We start from the raw sequence: 17,198 nt of genomic DNA on the forward strand, positions 1-17,198 counted from the left end.
TACAGATGGATAGAATTTAACAATATTGGCTGGAGATGAGTAAAATGGAAGAATATTTTTCTAAGATTGTTGCACTTACTGATTTAAAACAAAATAAACCGCTGAATGAAATTGTATTTGAAGGACTGAGAGACGCCATTATTCAAGGCGTGATTCCAGTCGGCGAAAGGATCAATGAATCCATTTACTCGGAGAAAATGAACATCAGCCGAACTCCAGTGAGAGAAGCCCTGAGAAGAATACAGGAAGAAGGACTGGTAGAATATGTGCCGCACTACGGAGTAGTGGTGAAGAAAATCACTATAGATGATGCAAAAGAAATCTATCAGATCAGAAAAGCGCTCGATGTTCTGGCCACAATCAATGCCATGAAGATCATGACTGAAGCGGAATTCGAGGAAATGAGGCATCTTCTCGTTAAAACAGACGAAGCCGACGAATCTGGAAATGTCAAGCTAGTGGTTGAGCTGTCAAAGGAATTCAATGATATGATTTACCGGTTCGCAAGGATGCCCCGACTTGATGTCATTGTAAAGAAGCTTAGACAGTATCTGGTGCGTTTCCGTGATATTTCTCTGACGGAGGATAACAGAAGACGAAAAGCGCTGGATGAACACTGGCTGCTATATAAGTATATGAAGCAGCAGAACGTGGAGATGCTGACAGCCATCATCAATGAGCATCTAGACTTCTCGGAAATATTCATCCTTCAGACCATGGAACGTCTGGAAGTAAGTTCAAAAAAGGAAAAAGAAAATGAGAAATAGCAGGAATGAGCTCGCCAAGGGTATGGCGGATCTCGCAACAGAATCCATTCTCTTTGAAGTGATTCTGACACCGAAGCCAGGTCTCGTTGATGCAAAGGATGCAGGATCCCATAAGGATATGGACATCTTCACTTTCGTTCGAAGTGCTGTGAGCATCAGTCACGGATTTCAGGAGTTTTTTTATGCGGGATATGACCACATGGATTCTCCGGATGAGCTTTTCTCTAAAATCAGACCGCTTGGGATGGAAGTGGAAGAAAAAATGTATGGGGCTACGAATTCAGTCAATACCCATAAAGGCATCATTTTTTCCATGGGGATCGTGCTCGCGGCTGTCGGGCATTACGAGAAAGACCGAACCCTGCAAGGTGAATATACGACGAGAGATACAGATGAGATATTTGATCTTGTGAGGGTGATGACACAGGGCCTTGTGATGAAGGACTTCATGGATTTGATGGACCGCAGTCCTCGCACCCATGGAGAACGTCTGTACATTCAACATGGCTTTACTGGGATCCGAGGAGAAGCAGAAGCCGGTTATCCCATTTTGAAGGAAAAAGCCCTTCCGCTCTTACGTGAGATGAAGGATACGAATCTGACGCTGGAAGAAAAACTTCTGGAGACCCTCGTGCTGCTCATGGCTTATGCCGAGGATACCAATGTGGTTACCCGTGGAGGCATAGATGCCCTTTATCATGTACAGGAAACAGCGAAAGCTTTCCTCACATCAGGTGGGGTGAGACAGGCTCATTACAGAGAGATTCTTGAAGAGATGAATCTTGATTTCAAAGAGAAGAACCTAAGCCCGGGAGGGGCAGCAGATCTTCTCTCACTGGCTATATTCTTCGGGAAACTGGAAGGATTGCTTAAATAGCGCACATGAATAGAAGAGACGGAAAATCCATCAGGACAAACCGTCTCTTTTTGTATATGATGGATATGGTGCTGCTACAAAATCTGCCGTAATCTACATGGAAGCGAAATGAAAGACCGATACCAGATTACCGGTATCGGTCTATTATAAGACTCTATTATATTATTTGAACAGTGGAACGGATCCTGTTACAGCGGCTAGTGCGATGAAAATCACGAAGATTCCCAAAGCCCATTTAGCAGATTCCTTCTGCCATTCGCCCATATCCAGTCCTGTAAGGTTCAGCAGCAGGTAGATGAATGCAACCAGCGGGCTGAGCAGGTGGAATGCCTGTCCAAGAAGGGAAGCAACACCCAGTTCCAGTGCGGTGAATCCATACTGCTTTCCGGCTTCTGCCAGAACAGGAAGTACACCATAGTAGAAAGCGTCGTTTGACAGGAAGAATGTTCCTGGTGCGGAGAGGACTGCCACGATAAGTCCCCAGAATCTTCCCCAGCTTGTAGGGATGACGTTAGCAAGGCTAAGAGCCAGAGCATCTGCCATACCTGAGTTTGTGAAAAGACCCATGAAGATACCAGCGCCCAGTACAAGTATGACAACCTGTGCAGCATCACCGGCGTTGTCCTGAATTCTCTGTTTCTGGTCCTTCAGTGACTTGTAGTTGATGACCAGCGCAAGTGCGGTTCCAACGAGGAACAGGAATACTGATGGGAAAGTTCCCTTGATCAGCATGATGACGAGAAGTATGGTCATGATTCCATTTACCCAGACCAGCTTAGGTCTCTTCAGCTTAAGTTCTTCTTCATCTGTAGGTGTAGTTAATGCTTCGATATCTGCATCTGTAAGATTCTGGATACCCAGTCTCTTTCTTTCCTTTAAGCCCATGTAGTATGCGACACCCAGCATGAAGATTACAGAACCGATCATTCCAGGAGTAAGCGCTCTAAGGATTTCCTGCTCATTCAGTCCAAGAACTGAGATTACTCGAGCAGTAGGTCCGCCCCATGGTAGAAGGTTCATGATGGTGTTCATGAGTATGACGAGAACACCAAGGTTCATCATCTTCAGTCCAAGCTTCTTGTAGATCGGAATGAAGGCAGTACAGCAGATCAGGGTTGTTGTTGTACCGTCTCCGTTAAGAGATACAGTAGCAGCAACGATAGCTGTAGCAACAAGAACTTTGACCGGATCGCCCTTTGCAATCTTGATCATCTTCTTAACGACTGGATCAAACATACCCGCGTTCAGCATGATGGCAAAGTAGAGGATTGCAAATAGCAGCATGACAGCAGTTACGGATACTTTCTTGACACCATCAACTGTCCAGTCTCCAAGAATCAGAATCTGATCCAGGATTGAGGGGTTGGCGATTTCTTTAAGTTCGGTAACCTGCGGACCATAAAGCCCGAGTAAAGAACCGATAAGTGCAAAGACAAGAGGTACGATAATAAGTGCTGAGAAAGGGGTAAGTTTCTTTTTCATGATCAGAGTCATAAAGACGGCGATCATTGCCCATGACAGAAAAGTTATCATTGAATTCACTCCTTTGGTGTTTTTGAACATGTTCAGTATAATTTAAATAAACGTTTGCAACAAGATATCCAAATTGAAAGAACAGTTAAAAAACACAGGGTTTGACAGGAACTATCAATCTTTCATGGGATGCTTCTATTATATATAGAGGTCCTTCGAGAAGGGTATTTTATGGCAGCTGGTTCCATCTACAGACAGAAAAGGGATTTATGTAAAAAAAAGATATCCATCCGGATGGAAGAAAGGAAGAGATAAAAACAGCTTAAGTGGCTGAAATGAAAGAACAGCAGAAATACACATCATTTTTGAAACACAGTATATAATGAACATGGTATTATTTTAAAGATATTCTAGGAGGGGAAAGTATGGGTTTATTTGACTTCCTCAGGAAGAAAAAGCCGGAACCTGTGCATCAGGAGAATCAGAGTGCACCGGTTGCAGCAGCTGGCGTTTCGTCTCCCGGCAAAGTGGATTTCTTCAGGGAAATCTCAGCGGAAGAGAAGGAACTGGTCGCTGTAGCAGCCTCAGCCATCGCAGCTGGAAGCTATCCTGATACAAGTTTCAGGATTAAAGACATTCAAGGTATCGACACAGACAAAGAAATGGCAGCAGCCATAGTTTCAGCCATTATTGCTGAAGACCGGCCCGATTCAACATTCAGACTAGTCAGCATTACAGAAATAAATAAAGAGTAAGGTAGGGATAATCATGTTAAGAAAATTCAGAATCAAGATCAACGAGAAAGAGTATATGGTAGAAATGGAAGAACTGGGTACCGCACCAGGACCTGGACCCATTGCAGCACCTTCAGCTTCCGTAGCAGCTCCAGCTCCTTCAGCTCCAGCTCCTTCAGCCCCAGCACCCGTAGCTCCTTCAGGTGAAGGTCTCACCATGGAAGCGCCAATGCCCGGGAACATTCTTGATGTTCAGGTTAAGGTAGGGGATGCAGTTTCTGAAAATCAGGTTCTGGTCATACTGGAAGCCATGAAGATGGAGAACGAAATCGTCGCTCCGAAGACAGGAACCGTTACTGCTGTATATGTCACCAAGGGTTCTGCCATAGACGTCGGCGCACCTATTGTCACCATCGCTTAATTAGTAGGAGGAAATACCTTGGAACAGATTATTTCAGGAATTATGTCCATTACTGGACCCCAGATCATCATGATGCTGATCGGCGGTGTCCTCATTTATCTTGGTATCAAGAAAGAATATGAACCTACGCTTCTGGTTCCCATGGGGCTAGGTACCATTCTTGTAAACTTCCCGAATTCAGGTCTTGTGACTCAGGCGGGCAGTGAATCAGAAGGTGTACTTAATGTACTCTTCAATGCCGGAATTACCACAGAGCTCTTCCCGCTTCTGATCTTCATCGGAATCGGGGCCATGATCGATTTCGGACCTCTTCTGCAGAACCCCTTCATGCTCCTCTTCGGAGCTGCAGCACAGTTCGGAATTTTCTTCACCATCATCATAGCCGTAATTTTCGGATTCGACATCAGAGAAGCCGCGTCGATTGGAATCATCGGAGCAGCCGATGGACCAACATCCATTTTCGTTGCCAATGAACTGGCTCCGACTCTACTTGGGCCCATCTCCGTTGCGGCATACTCCTATATGGCACTGGTGCCCATCATCCAGCCTTTTGCCATCAAGCTTGTTACAACGAAAAAAGAACGTGGAATCCGTATGCACTACAAGGCATCAAATGTTTCCAGACTGACAAAGATCCTGTTCCCTCTGGTCATCACAGTGGTGGCTGGATTTATCGCCCCCGCTTCACTTCCTCTTGTCGGGTTCCTGATGTTCGGTAACCTGCTTAGAGAATGCGGAGTGCTGGACAGACTGAGCAGTTCCGCACAGAATGAGCTGGTCAATCTCGTTTCCATCCTTCTTGGACTCACCATTTCCGTGAAGATGACAGCAGAGCAGTTCTGGAATGTGCAGACGCTCATGATCATCGCATTCGGACTGGTAGCCTTTGTCATGGACACCATCGGTGGTGTGCTCTTTGCAAAGTTCCTGAATCTGTTCCGTAAGGAAAAGATCAACCCGATGATCGGTGCAGCCGGAATCTCCGCATTCCCGATGTCCGCACGAGTTGTACAGAAACTGGCATCCGAGGAAGACAAGCAGAACTTTGTTCTCAACTATGCCATCGGTGCTAATGTCTCAGGACAGATTGCTTCTGTAATTGCAGGCGGACTGATCCTGTCCTACTTCATGTAGCGCAGGGCAGGAAAGGAGAATCGAGATGAACATTAATTTTCAGTCCGAATTCATCGGACAGGCTTTAGAAATCATGGGATTCGGAATGGCAGGCATATTCATAGTTGCCATCATCCTGTACCTTGCCAGTCTGGCTCTTCTGAAAGCTTTCCCCAACGGGAAAAAATAGACTGATCAATATCTGAAACTGATCGGAAGGGAGACAGGGAGCTCTGGAACCTGAAGTGCCCTTCCGCAACAGATTTCATTAATGAAGATAAGAATGAATATGATGGTCTTCCTGGAAAGATCTCTATGCAAAGCATAATAGATGCACAGGTTCTCTCCAGGAAGAAGCCAATAAAATCGAAAGAATGCTGATGGAATATAAGGAAAACATCAGGGGGATAGAATCCGGAATATCCATGCCCCCATAAACCGCGGGAAAACGTTTCCTGACATTAAAATGAGGGATTTAGATGACCTGTTACGCATAGGCGTCGCAAAGATTCCTTCAGGATCAGGCGAAACAGAATGATGTCAGAAATCATGAACATGAAAAAATGAAGATGTCGGGATTTTTTATCCGAGAAATTCCTTCATTTAACCTCATAGAGCTCCGGGATTAATATGGTGGAGCAATACATTAAATTATTAGAATAAGGAGTGAATAAATTTGCAAAAGTTCGTCATTGAAAAGCAAGCCATTGCAGGAACCCTCGAATCCTCAGACCTTCAGATCATCATCGACAAGAATGATGGAAAAGGAATTGAAATCGAGCTGAAAAGCAGCGTGGAGAACCAGTATGGAAGAAGGATCCGCGAAGTTCTAAGCAGCACTTTGAATAATCTTGGTGTAGAAGATGCCAGACTTACTGTGGTAGACAAGGGTGCTCTGGACTGTACCATCATCGCAAGAACAGTTGCAGTAGTCCATAGGGCTGCGAACGCCATCGACAAGATAGATTGGGAGGGATTGGAAGCATGGAACGTTTAAGAAGAACGATGATGTTTGTTCCCGCAAGTAATGCAGGTATGCTTAGGGATGCCTATATTTATGGAGCAGATTCCATCATGTTTGACCTGGAGGACTCCATATCTCTGAAAGAGAAGGATACCTCAAGATTTCTCGTCTATCAGGCTATGAAGACCATTGATTATGGAAATGTGGAAACTGTTGTAAGAATCAATGCTCTGGATATGGGCGGACGAGATGATGTACATGCCATGGTCAGAGCGGGAATTGATGTAATCAGACTCCCAAAGACCGAAACAGCACAGGATGTACTGGATACTGAAGCCGTCATCGAAGAAGCTGAGAGACAGTGCGGACGAGAAGTGGGTTCAACCAGGATTATGGCAGCCATTGAAGGACCGGTCGGTGTACTGAATGCACTGTCCATTGCACAGTCAAGCAAAAGACTCATCGGAATCGCACTGGGCTCAGAAGATTATGTCACTGCCATGAAGACAAGACGTTATGCGGAAAGAAACAGCGAAGAGCTTTTCTTTGCCAGGTCAATGATTGTCCATGCGGCAAGAGCCACAGGAATTGCGGCTCTTGATACAGTATTCTCCGATGTCAATGATCAGGAGACACTGAGAAAAGAAACTGAAATAATCAAGCAGCTGGGCTTCGATGGAAAATCCGTCATCAATCCAAGACAGATTCCTGTAGTCAATTCCGTGTTCATCCCAACAGAGAAGGAAATCAGCAATGCCATAAGCGTCATGAATGCCATCGCCGAGGCGGAAGCCAAGGGATCAGGCGTAATCGCTCTGAACGGCAAGATGATCGACAAGCCTATTGTGGAACGAGCAGAACGTGTACTGACACTGGCAGAGGCTGCCGGAGTCTACAGGAAAGGAGAATAATCATGGCACAAAATCAGATCGGAAGAGAAATTCCACAGAAATTTGCGGAGAGTTTCGGCGTCTTCGAAGGGCAATATGCGAAGAAACATGAATATAAGAGAGCTTCCGGACAGGTAGCAGGTGTGACACCTGGTGACTCCAAGATGCTCGGTTCTATACGGGAAGCCATCACAAAATCCGGGTTGAAGGACGGTATGACTGTATCCTTTCATCACCATTTCAGAGAAGGTGATGCTGTACTGAATATGGTCATGGCCGAAATCGCAGACATGGGCATCAGGAACCTGACCCTTGCATCAAGTTCCATTGCCAATGTTCATGACCCCATCATCGATCACATCAGAAACGGTGTCATTACAAACATCACCTCATCAGGTCTTCGTGACAGGGTGGGTGCGGCCATATCCCACGGAATTATGGAAAATCCTGTAGTGATCCGTTCTCATGGTGGTAGAGCAAGAGCCATTGAAAAGGGAGAACTCCACATCGATGTGGCTTTCCTTGGCGCACCGAGCTCAGACTGCTACGGAAATGCCAACGGTTCTCATGGAAAGGCAACCTGCGGATCCCTTGGATATGCTCGTGTTGATGCGGAGTTTGCCGATAAGGTAATCATCATCACCGATAATCTTGTTCCCTATCCCAATACACCCATCAGCATCCCGCAGAATCATGTGGATTATGTTGTAGTTGTGGAATCCATCGGAGACCCCAACGGTATTGCCAAGGGCGCGACAAGAATCACCAGCAACCCCAAGGAACTGCTCATCGCGGAGAATGCCTGCAAAGTCATCACAGCTTCTCCTTATTATAAGGAAGGGTTCTCCTTCCAGGCAGGTTCAGGCGGATCAACTCTGGCTGTTGCAAGGTTCCTTGCAGATGCCATGAGAAAGGACAGCATAAAGGCCGGGTATGCACTTGGAGGACTCACAGGTCATCTGTGTGAAATGCTTGAAGAAGGACTCATCGGCAAGGTCATCGATACCCAGAGCTTTGATCGTGGTGCCATTGACTCCATAAAGAACAATGCCAATCACTACGAAATCAGTGCTTCATTCTATGCAAATCCAGGCGGAAAGGGTGCTGCTGTTGATCAGCTGGATGTTGTGGTTTTATCTGCACTGGAGATCGACACGGACTTCAATGTCAACGTCATGACCGGTTCAGATGGAGTCATTCGAGGTGCATCAGGCGGACATAGCGATACTGCAGCAGGAGCTAAGCTGAGTCTTATTCTTACCCCTATCATCCGAGGAAGAATTCCGACCATCGTGGAGAAGGTGAATACAGTCATCACACCAGGTGAAAGCGTGGATGTTGTAGTCACTGAACTTGGAATCGCTGTGAATCCAGGAAGAAAAGATCTCATAGAAGCGTTTGCGAAGCTTGATGTTCCACAGTTCACTATTGAAGAACTGAAGGAAAAAGCTTACGCTGTAGTAGGTACCCCTGATCCCATCATCTATGATGAGAAGGTTGTGGCACTCATCGAGTATCGTGACGGCAGCCTCATTGACGTGGTCAGAAAGGTCAGAGATTAAGAATGAAAAACGAGGGATGATGAAATGACCGGAACTTTTTTAAAGGGCGATAAGCCCACACTGGATATGGTATTGGAGACTCGGGAGAAGCGGGCAGCACTTCAGCTGAAGCTGCTGAAAAGATTTCCTGGAAAATCGATTCTCAGCTTTAAGCTGAACATACCGGGACCTGTGAAGAACAATGAGGTCATTCGTCAGATCTTCGATATCGGCAGGGAGGATATCCTGGCCGGATTGATGCAGAGCGGGCTGGACATCCACTATCAGAAGGCACTAGACCTCAAGACGGGTCCGGAGCTTTTCCTGATGGTGGAGGCCCAGCCTCAGGTGCTTAAGGAAAAAATGGTCATCCTGGAGGAAGAGACACCTTTAGGAAGGATCTATGATATAGATGTGCTGTCCCTCAACGAGCAAGGTGCAAGGAGTGTAAGCCGGACTGAACTTGGATTTACTCCCCGCCTCTGCCTTGTGTGCAGAGAAAATGCCAGACTCTGCGGGAGAAGCCGGGCACACAGCATGGAAGAGCTGCATGAACAGCTCGAAAAAATGATGAAACTGGAAAGGAGACTGAGATTATAGTGAAAAAGAAGATACGTTTTATGGATACGATTCTTAGAGATGCCCATCAGAGCCTCATTGCGACACGTATGTCCACGGAGCAGATGCTGCCTGTCCTTGAGAAACTGGACGAAGCAGGATACCATTCACTCGAGGTGTGGGGAGGAGCTACATTTGATGCTTCACTTCGATATCTGAACGAAGACCCATGGGAGAGACTGAGAATCATCAGAAAGCATGTGAAAAACACGAAACTTCAGATGCTGCTGCGTGGTCAGAATATTCTGGGCTACAAGCATTATCCTGATGATGTGGTGGAGGCGTTCATTGAAAAAGCCATCGAAAACGGTATAGATATCGTTCGTGTGTTTGATGCGCTTAATGATTTAAGAAACCTGGAAACCTCAGTCAGAGCCATCAAAAAATACGGCGGGCACTGTCAGATGTGCATCTGCTATACCATCAGCGACATCCATACAGTGGACTATTATGTCAGACTGTCATCGGAAATGGTCAAGATGGGTGCGGATTCGATCGCAATCAAAGATATGGCGGGAATTCTGACCCCGGATATCGCCTACAAACTTGTTAAGGGAATCAAGGAAATCACGGATATTCCGGTACAGGTGCATACTCATGCCACTTCAGGAATTTCAGAAATGACCTACATGAAGGCAGTGGAAGCGGGTGCGGATGTCATCGATACCGCGGTATCCACCTTCTCCGGTGGGACGAGCCAGCCTGCTACGGAATCCCTGGGTATTGCCCTGGAGGAGCTGGGTTATGAAACAGGACTCCACTTCGATAATATAAAGGAAGTGGCAGAGCATTTCAAACCCATCAAGGAACAGTTCAGAAAGGACGGCATTCTTAATCCCAAGGTTATGGACGTGGAACCGGATACACTGATTTATCAGGTTCCTGGAGGAATGCTGTCGAACCTGCTTTCCCAGTTGAAGGAAGCACGCAAAGAAAATCTCTATGAAGAGGTGCTTCGGGAAGTACCCAAAGTACGTGCTGAGCTGGGATATCCGCCTCTTGTCACCCCTCTGTCTCAGATGGTAGGGACTCAGGCACTCATGAATGTCGTCAGCGGTGAGCGGTACAAGATGGTGCCTAAGGAAATCAAAGACTATGTCAAGGGTCTCTATGGGACACCACCAGGAGAGATTTCAAAGGAAATGAGAGAGAAAATCATCGGAAATGATGAGGTTCTACTGATGAGACCTGCAGATCTTCTTAAGCCGGAAATGGACAACTTCAGGAAGGAACTGGGCGATCTTGCAGAGTCTACAGAGGATGTTCTCATGTATGCATTATTCCCTACACTGGCTCTTCCTTTTCTGAAGAAAAGAAATGATCCCTTCTATGATATCGAAATCCAGAACGTAACCGTAATACTGTAATAGAAAATCCTCCGGGTAAAGTATCCTGGAGGATTTCTGGATTTATTTGAGGAAAGAATGTGCTGAGAGAATGGGGTAAGTATTCACTAAGTCTGCAGATAGGATAAATTACAGAAATAACACATGAATTTTTTGATTTATCGTATAATAAGATTAGAAATCATGACAAGAGAGTATGGAATGATCCGGAACAGTTACCGGGAATTCAAGGATTAAGTGATCTGAGTATATCGATCAGTCCATTGAATAATCATCTGAAAACTGCACTTGAATAAAATGGATGTAAAGATACTAAAAATCTATTGGAAGTCGAGGTAAGCTATGCAAGAGATACTGAAACTGAAGCCCGTTTTCCACGATAGAATATGGGGTGGGACAAAGCTCAAAGAGTACTTCGGTTATGAAACAGGCAGCAGCCGGACAGGAGAATGCTGGGCAATTTCAGCACATAAAAACGGAGACTGCATGATTGAAAACGGAGTGTATAAAGGGAAATACCTCTCTGAAGTATACCGCGAGAACAGAAAGCTCTTTAAAGGAAGTGAATCGCCTGTGTTTCCGCTTCTCGTTAAACTGCTGGAGACAAGCGAGAGTCTGAGCGTTCAGGTGCATCCTGACGATGAGTATGCTCTGGTGAACGATGATGAGCTGGGAAAGGCTGAATGCTGGTATATCATAGACTGCGAAAAGGATGCTGAAGTTGTGATCGGTCACAAGGCCAGGACAAAAGATGCTCTGATCAGAATGATCGATGAAGGCGACTTTGATCATCTGCTTCAGAGAATCAGTGTGAAACCAGGAGACTTTTTCTATATTCCTTCGGGAACCATTCATTCAGTGGGTGAGGGAATCGTTCTTCTGGAGATCGAGCAGTCCTCTGATACAACATACAGAATCTACGACTATGATCGAGTAGATCAGGATGGATATAGAAGAGAGCTTCAAGTGGAAAAAGCGAAGGATGTTGCGAACGTGCTTTCCACAGATCTTTCTATCCACGTGAGGGTCAGAGAGGAGAAGAACCTTACCATAACACGATATCTTTCCACCCTGTATTTCACAGTGGAAAAGTGGGCTGTTCATGGAGAAGCTGCTATAGCTCTTGAAGAATTCACACTTGTCAGCGTAATCGGAGGACAGGGCAAAATCAACGGGACAAAAGCAGAAAAAGGCGATCACTTCATTCTGACCTCATTATGCAGTGAAGCAGGATTAAGCGGAGATCTGGAAATCATTGCCTGCTGGATTGACCGTTTATGCTGCTGAAGATCAATAGGTATAGTAAAAGCTCTCCCCGGATTACAGGGAGAGCTTTTTATTCTTTTACAGAAGTTAACCGAAGAAATTGAGAAGTACACCGGCAGCAATTGCTGAACCGATGACACCTGCAACATTAGGACCCATGGCATGCATGAGGAGGAAGTTTGAAGGATCTTCTTCCTGTCCGACTTTCTGAACGACTCTTGCTGCCATCGGTACTGCAGATACACCAGCCGCACCGATCATAGGGTTGATCTGTCCCTTAGTGACCTTACACATGAGTTTTCCGAAGAGCACACCGGCTGCGGTTCCTATGGAGAAAGCTATAAGGCCAAGTGCAATGATTCCAAGTGTCTTAGGATTAAGGAGCGTATCGGCATCAGCCTTTGCACCTACAGTCAGACCGATGAGGATGGTTACTATGTACATGATGGCATTCTTCGCCACTTCAACCAGATTAGGTACGATGGCGACTTCTTTGATCAGGTTACCGAACATAAGCATACCGATCAGCGGTGAAGCGCTAGGAACAAGCAGAATGACCACTATTGTGACAACGATCGGAAACAGGATTCTTTCCAGTTTACTTACCGGACGAAGCTGTTTCATCTTGATCTGCCTTTCTTCTTTGGTCGTCAGCAGCTTGATGATCGGCGGCTGAATGACGGGTACAAGAGCCATATAGGAATATGCCGCAAGTGCTATAGGACCAAGAAGATGGTCTGCAAGCTGACTGGTCAGATAAATGGCTGTCGGGCCGTCCGCTCCTCCGATGATTCCGATGGAAGCCGCTTCAAGAGCTGTATAGCCGAGAAGAATAGCGCCAAGGAAAGCAAAGAAGATACCAAGTTGCGCAGCTGCTCCAAGGAGAAGGCTTTTAGGATTTGCAATCAAAGGACTGAAGTCCGTCGATGCACCGACACCAAGGAAGATCAGTGATGGATATATCCCTGTCTCGATTCCCTTATAAAGGAGCTTCAGCAGACCACCTTCCTGCATCAGTCCGTTTCCGGGCAGATTGACAAGAAGCATACCAAAAGCTATAGGAACAAGTAGATATGGTTCATATTTCTTATATATTGCAAGATAAAGAAAAAATAACGAAATGGCGATCATGAGCAGTGCTCTGCCGTCCAGCTGCACAAGGCCGCTGCTGGCAAAAAAGTCTTTAAGTATTTCTAACATCGTGTCACCTACTTTGTGCGGATGGACATTAGAAGAGTACCGTTATCTACAACCTGTCCTTCCTTGATCAGGACACTTGTCACGGTTCCGTCAAAAGGAGACACGATTTCATTTTCAAGCTTCATGGCTTCAAGGATGGCGAGGATCTGGCCTCTCTTGACAACTGTGCCGACTTGGGCTTTTACGGACAGAATGGTTCCCTGAATCGGTGCTTCGATTTTCTCGTCATTTCCTGCAGAAGGTGCTGCCGGAGCTACCTGCTGAACCGGTGCGGCTGCAGTTTCATTTGCGCCTGCTTCTTCAACTTCCACCATATATACTTTTCCGTTGACCGTAATCTTATATGTTTTCATCTTATTAAACTCCTTACCCTATTCTCTTTACAGATTTTATTTTGACATTTCCCTGATATTCTTCCTTAGCAAGAGCTGATGCAGTAAGCATAGCAACCATTCTTTCCTCTTCATCATCATCCTGTCCGAAAGCGGGAGCAGATGGAGGAAGAATTTCCGCGGCTTTGTTCTTGCCGTTCAGATCCTGTGGCAGGAATCTGAATGCATAGATGATGAACTGAAGAAGGATGAGAATGATAAATACCACCAGCATGGCGAAGATGGACATGGTTATACCATCAGCAAACTGAAAATTATTGATATCCATACTATCTTACCTGCCTTTCAATGATCATTTCAAATTCTACTGCTTTATTCTCGTCTTTGGTCTCTTGTGCGGTAGAAACGGTTCCTGTCTGAGTTTCTGCTGTCTTGGGTTTCAAAACAGCCTGCTGAGGATTCATGATGTAGGACAGCACTTCCTCGTCCTTGGCAGGACGTCCGAGCTTTTCTTCCATTTCTTTTTTTGCTTCATCAAAAACCGGAGAAAGAGAGGAGATTTCTCTTGGGGCTTCCACTTTTTCGTCTCCAAGAATCATCTTTACGATTTCATCGTCGATAGGTGCAGGAGATTTTCCATAGCCACCTCTCAGGTAGGTCTTGATTTCATTGGGAATCATCTTGTAGCGCTGACCGCTGATGACATTCATGACCGCCTGAGTCCCTACCATCTGTGAAAGAGGGGTGACAAGAGGCGGATAGCCCATATCTTTTCTGACTTCAGGAATTTCCTTCAGTACTTCTGTGAATCTGTGGAACATCTTCTGATCCTGGAGCTGACTCATGAGGTTCGAGAGCATTCCGCCTGGTACCTCATACTTAAGAATCTTCGGATTGATGACAAGAGCTCTTGCTTTGTACTGACCGCTATCAATGTACTTCTGAGCAATCTTATCTGCAAGTTCATACGCTTCATCCAGAGCTTCAGCATCATATTCCACTTCTCTGCCGATGTTCTTGGCTGTTTCGAAAATGGTTTCTGCCGCAATATGGCTTGTACCGCCAGAGAATGGTGAGATTACGGTATCAACAATATCCGCACCTGCTTCCATAGCTCTAAGCATCACAAGGTGAGTAAGACCAGCAGTGGTATGGCTATGTACGTTGATCGGTAGATCCGTTACGGACTTCAGTGCCTTGACCAGGCTGTAGGCTGCATCCGGAACCAGGATTCCGGCCATGTCCTTGATACAGATGGAATCAGCACCCATTTCAGCCATCTTCTTCACCAGATTTACGAAGTATTCCTCTGTATGTACTGGACTTACGGTGTAGCTGATTGCACACTGGCAGTGTCCACCGTGTTTTTTGATGAATTTAACCGAATTCTCGATGTTGTTCATGTCATTGAGTGCATCGAAGACCCTGATGATGTCTATGCCGTTTTCGATGGCCAGCCTGATGAATCTTTCAAGAGTATCATTGTCGTAATGCCTGTATCCCACAAGGTTCTGGCCTCTAAGAAGCATCGACAGTTTTGTTTTTTTGGCTGCTTTTCTGATTTCTCTTAAGATTTCCCATGGGCTTTCATTAAGAAATCTGAGCGCGGAATCAAAAGTTGCACCGCCCCATACTTCAAGGGCGTTGAATCCGACTTTGTCCAGAGCATCGACAAGTTTTAAAATGTCTTCCTTCTCCATTCTGGTTGCGAGGAGACTCTGATTACCGTCTCTGACCGTCAGATCATTGAGTAAGACTTTGGTCATTGCATTTTCCTCCTATGATGACGTATTTATAGAATGTCTTTCCAGAGAAAACAGGTAAAGGTGAAAATACCTTCCTTTATTTTTATCCAGACAGACTTTTATAGTTTCAATCAATATTAGTATAAACGATTACTAACGTTGTAACAACAGAACTTTACTGAAATATCGCCTAAAATATACGAATTGCGATGCATTGTTAAAAATATAACCATGCGTACCGATAAAGTGCACGATTGTCTTTCCTACGTGTACTTTATCGACGATGAGTTCATTTTATGTAGATCGAAGATGAAATATGCAATGGTTTCATTTTCCACTCTATTCCAAAATGGAGGGAATGAGTCGAATCCAGTTATAGGATTCGATTTCAATATCAGCTTCGAAAAAAGGTATGACTTTATAGAAGATCGGTTATTGTGATGACGATTCTATTTGGATTGCAGGGATAGATCAGCTACCATACTTCCAGAATCACCGTCAGCATGTCTGCATGAGAAGATTCATAGTCATGCTGTTTAGTTCATATCAGGAACATGAACCATGATACTGAACTTTATTCTTTTTGATGTGCCGACAAAATGCAGATAAAAAGCACATGGGTATAAAAAGTTATCGTATAATAAAAATATATGATGAGATGAAGAGAAACTGTACACAGATAGACCTATAGGAGAGTGAAGTGATTTCATGGATTATTCAATACAGAGAATGTGGATTCGAAGAAGCAGAAATGCAAGAGAAGAATGGGAAAAACTGCTCATTGCTGCAGGAATCCGTTCGGAAGAGCAGGTTGAATATACGGTGGGCATCTATGCTGGGGAAAAGCTCGTGGCAACTGGATCCCGCCATCAGAACGTCCTGAAATGCATTGCTGTGTGCAGACAGTATACAGGAGGGGAAGTGATCAGTCTTCTTATTTCCCATCTCATGACAGAGGTGTTCGAGGCTGGATTCGTTTCCTGTTATGTCTACACAAAACCGCAGTCGGTCATGTCTTTTGCATATTTAGGATTTAAAGAAATCGAACGTGTGGGAGATGACCTGGTCTTTATGGAAAAAGCCGTTCATGGATTCAATGACTTCTTAGATAAGCTAAGGACCAGAAAGATCGAAGCTCAGAGCGTTTCCGGCATCGTAATGAATGCCAATCCATTTACCCTTGGTCATCAGTATCTGATTGAAAAGGCAGCACAGGCAAGCGATATTCTTCATGTGTTTGTACTGTCGGAAGACTTATCCGTTTTTCCAGCTCATGTGAGGATGGAACTGGTCAGAAAGGGTACAAGCCATCTGAAAAACGTCATGATTCATGAGACAGGTGATTATATGGTTTCCGCAAAGACTTTTCCCTCTTATTTCCTGAAAGAGGATAAAGATGTGACGGAAATTCAGGCTAGCCTTGATGCGAAGATCTTCAGGAATCATATTGCCAAGGCTCTAGGGATCACAACAAGGTTTGTCGGTGAAGAACCCCTGTCCTTTGCAACGAATATATATAATGAAGTGATGAAAAAAGAGTTTGGGGACGAGATGAAGCTTGTCATCATTCCGAGAATGGAATCAGATGGTGAGGTCATCAGCGCATCTCGTGTACGAGCGTATCTTAAAGAAGACAGAGTCCATGAACTCAGAAGCCTTGTTCCTGAAACCACTTATGAATTTCTGGTTTCCGATGAAGGCAAAAAGATACAGGAAAAACTGAAAATCAGCAAATAAGAGGCTATGCAATTTCTTTCATTCAGATAAGATCCTCATAGGACATCAATTATCAGATTCATCATCTGCACAGACAGCAGATTTCTCCCTTAATGGGAATGATCACGTCTGGTTTATCGATGCTAGTGTAAAATTATTGTAGGAAAAATAAAAGAGAATAGAACCCCGTATGAT

At 45.1% G+C, this 17,198-nt stretch carries 18 protein-coding genes; 13 read left to right on the forward strand and 5 right to left on the reverse strand.

Annotated elements, in window-relative coordinates; all coding sequences use genetic code 11:
• Positions 1-44: 44 nt before the first annotated feature.
• Positions 45-767 (forward strand): GntR family transcriptional regulator, encoded by a 723-nt coding sequence (locus RTX25_RS08975; protein ID WP_312652874.1) that lies wholly within the window; start codon positions 45-47, stop codon positions 765-767.
• Positions 757-1,644: a triphosphoribosyl-dephospho-CoA synthase CitG gene (citG, locus tag RTX25_RS08980; RefSeq protein ID WP_312652876.1), complete on the forward strand. Its 888-nt coding sequence runs from the start codon at positions 757-759 to the stop codon at positions 1,642-1,644. The genes RTX25_RS08975 and citG overlap by 11 nt, the downstream gene beginning before the upstream one ends.
• Before the next feature lie 162 nt (positions 1,645-1,806).
• Here the strand turns inward: citG and RTX25_RS08985 are convergent, their stop codons facing one another.
• Positions 1,807-3,177, reverse strand: coding sequence for a citrate:proton symporter (locus RTX25_RS08985; RefSeq protein WP_312652878.1), 1,371 nt, complete (start codon positions 3,175-3,177; stop codon positions 1,807-1,809).
• Between the two features lie 365 nt (positions 3,178-3,542).
• Here RTX25_RS08985 and RTX25_RS08990 point away from each other — a divergent pair, with 365 nt between their 5' ends.
• From RTX25_RS08990 to manA, 10 genes are all read left to right on the forward strand, one after another.
• Positions 3,543-3,872 (forward strand): hypothetical protein, encoded by a 330-nt coding sequence (locus tag RTX25_RS08990; RefSeq protein WP_312652880.1) that lies wholly within the window; start codon positions 3,543-3,545, stop codon positions 3,870-3,872.
• Positions 3,873-3,885: 13 nt separating this feature from the next.
• Complete coding sequence (locus RTX25_RS08995) at positions 3,886-4,272, forward strand: biotin/lipoyl-containing protein (RefSeq protein ID WP_312652882.1); 387 nt, start codon at positions 3,886-3,888, stop codon at positions 4,270-4,272.
• 18 nt (positions 4,273-4,290) lie between these two features.
• The gene (locus tag RTX25_RS09000) at positions 4,291-5,406 is read left to right on the forward strand and encodes a sodium ion-translocating decarboxylase subunit beta (RefSeq protein WP_312652884.1); all 1,116 of its coding nucleotides are present in this window, start codon (positions 4,291-4,293) and stop codon (positions 5,404-5,406) included.
• Between the two features lie 25 nt (positions 5,407-5,431).
• Positions 5,432-5,575: an OadG-related small transporter subunit gene (locus RTX25_RS09005; RefSeq protein WP_312652886.1), complete on the forward strand. Its 144-nt coding sequence runs from the start codon at positions 5,432-5,434 to the stop codon at positions 5,573-5,575.
• 486 nt (positions 5,576-6,061) lie between these two features.
• Positions 6,062-6,382 (forward strand): citrate lyase acyl carrier protein, encoded by a 321-nt coding sequence (gene citD / locus RTX25_RS09010; protein WP_312652888.1) that lies wholly within the window; start codon positions 6,062-6,064, stop codon positions 6,380-6,382.
• Positions 6,370-7,260, forward strand: a complete 891-nt coding sequence (locus RTX25_RS09015) for an aldolase/citrate lyase family protein (RefSeq protein WP_312652890.1) — start codon at positions 6,370-6,372, stop codon at positions 7,258-7,260. The genes citD and RTX25_RS09015 overlap by 13 nt, the downstream gene beginning before the upstream one ends.
• Positions 7,261-7,262: 2 nt before the next feature.
• Complete coding sequence (gene citF / locus RTX25_RS09020) at positions 7,263-8,801, forward strand: citrate lyase subunit alpha (protein WP_312652892.1); 1,539 nt, start codon at positions 7,263-7,265, stop codon at positions 8,799-8,801.
• A gap of 24 nt (positions 8,802-8,825) precedes the next feature.
• Positions 8,826-9,380 (forward strand): citrate lyase holo-[acyl-carrier protein] synthase, encoded by a 555-nt coding sequence (gene citX / locus RTX25_RS09025; RefSeq protein WP_312652894.1) that lies wholly within the window; start codon positions 8,826-8,828, stop codon positions 9,378-9,380.
• A complete protein-coding gene (locus RTX25_RS09030) occupies positions 9,380-10,765 on the forward strand; it encodes an oxaloacetate decarboxylase subunit alpha (RefSeq protein WP_312652895.1) in 1,386 nt (461 codons plus the stop codon). The genes citX and RTX25_RS09030 overlap by 1 nt, the downstream gene beginning before the upstream one ends.
• Positions 10,766-11,086: 321 nt before the next feature.
• Positions 11,087-12,031 carry a mannose-6-phosphate isomerase, class I gene (manA, locus tag RTX25_RS09035; protein WP_312652897.1) on the forward strand — a complete coding sequence of 315 codons (945 nt, stop codon included), beginning with the start codon at positions 11,087-11,089 and terminating at the stop codon, positions 12,029-12,031.
• 66 nt (positions 12,032-12,097) lie between these two features.
• Here manA and RTX25_RS09040 read toward each other — a convergent pair whose 3' ends face one another.
• From RTX25_RS09040 to RTX25_RS09055, 4 genes are read right to left on the reverse strand one after another with little or no spacing between them, the layout of a single operon-like run.
• A complete protein-coding gene (locus tag RTX25_RS09040; protein WP_312652899.1) occupies positions 12,098-13,210 on the reverse strand; it encodes a sodium ion-translocating decarboxylase subunit beta in 1,113 nt (370 codons plus the stop codon).
• Between the two features lie 8 nt (positions 13,211-13,218).
• On the reverse strand, positions 13,219-13,563 hold the full coding sequence (locus RTX25_RS09045) for a biotin/lipoyl-containing protein (RefSeq protein ID WP_312652901.1): 345 nt from the start codon (positions 13,561-13,563) through the stop codon (positions 13,219-13,221).
• A gap of 13 nt (positions 13,564-13,576) precedes the next feature.
• Positions 13,577-13,870 (reverse strand): OadG family transporter subunit, encoded by a 294-nt coding sequence (locus tag RTX25_RS09050; RefSeq protein ID WP_312652903.1) that lies wholly within the window; start codon positions 13,868-13,870, stop codon positions 13,577-13,579.
• Position 13,871: 1 nt separating this feature from the next.
• Positions 13,872-15,308, reverse strand: a complete 1,437-nt coding sequence (locus RTX25_RS09055) for a pyruvate carboxylase subunit B (RefSeq protein ID WP_312652905.1) — start codon at positions 15,306-15,308, stop codon at positions 13,872-13,874.
• 687 nt (positions 15,309-15,995) lie between these two features.
• On the opposite strand from RTX25_RS09055, the gene citC reads away from it, so the two are divergent.
• Positions 15,996-17,024: a [citrate (pro-3S)-lyase] ligase gene (gene citC, locus RTX25_RS09060; protein WP_312652907.1), complete on the forward strand. Its 1,029-nt coding sequence runs from the start codon at positions 15,996-15,998 to the stop codon at positions 17,022-17,024.
• The last annotated feature ends 174 nt before the right edge of the window (positions 17,025-17,198 follow it).

Source organism: Proteiniclasticum sp. (assembly GCF_032054185.1).
Taxonomy (GTDB): Bacteria; Bacillota; Clostridia; order Clostridiales; family Clostridiaceae; genus Proteiniclasticum.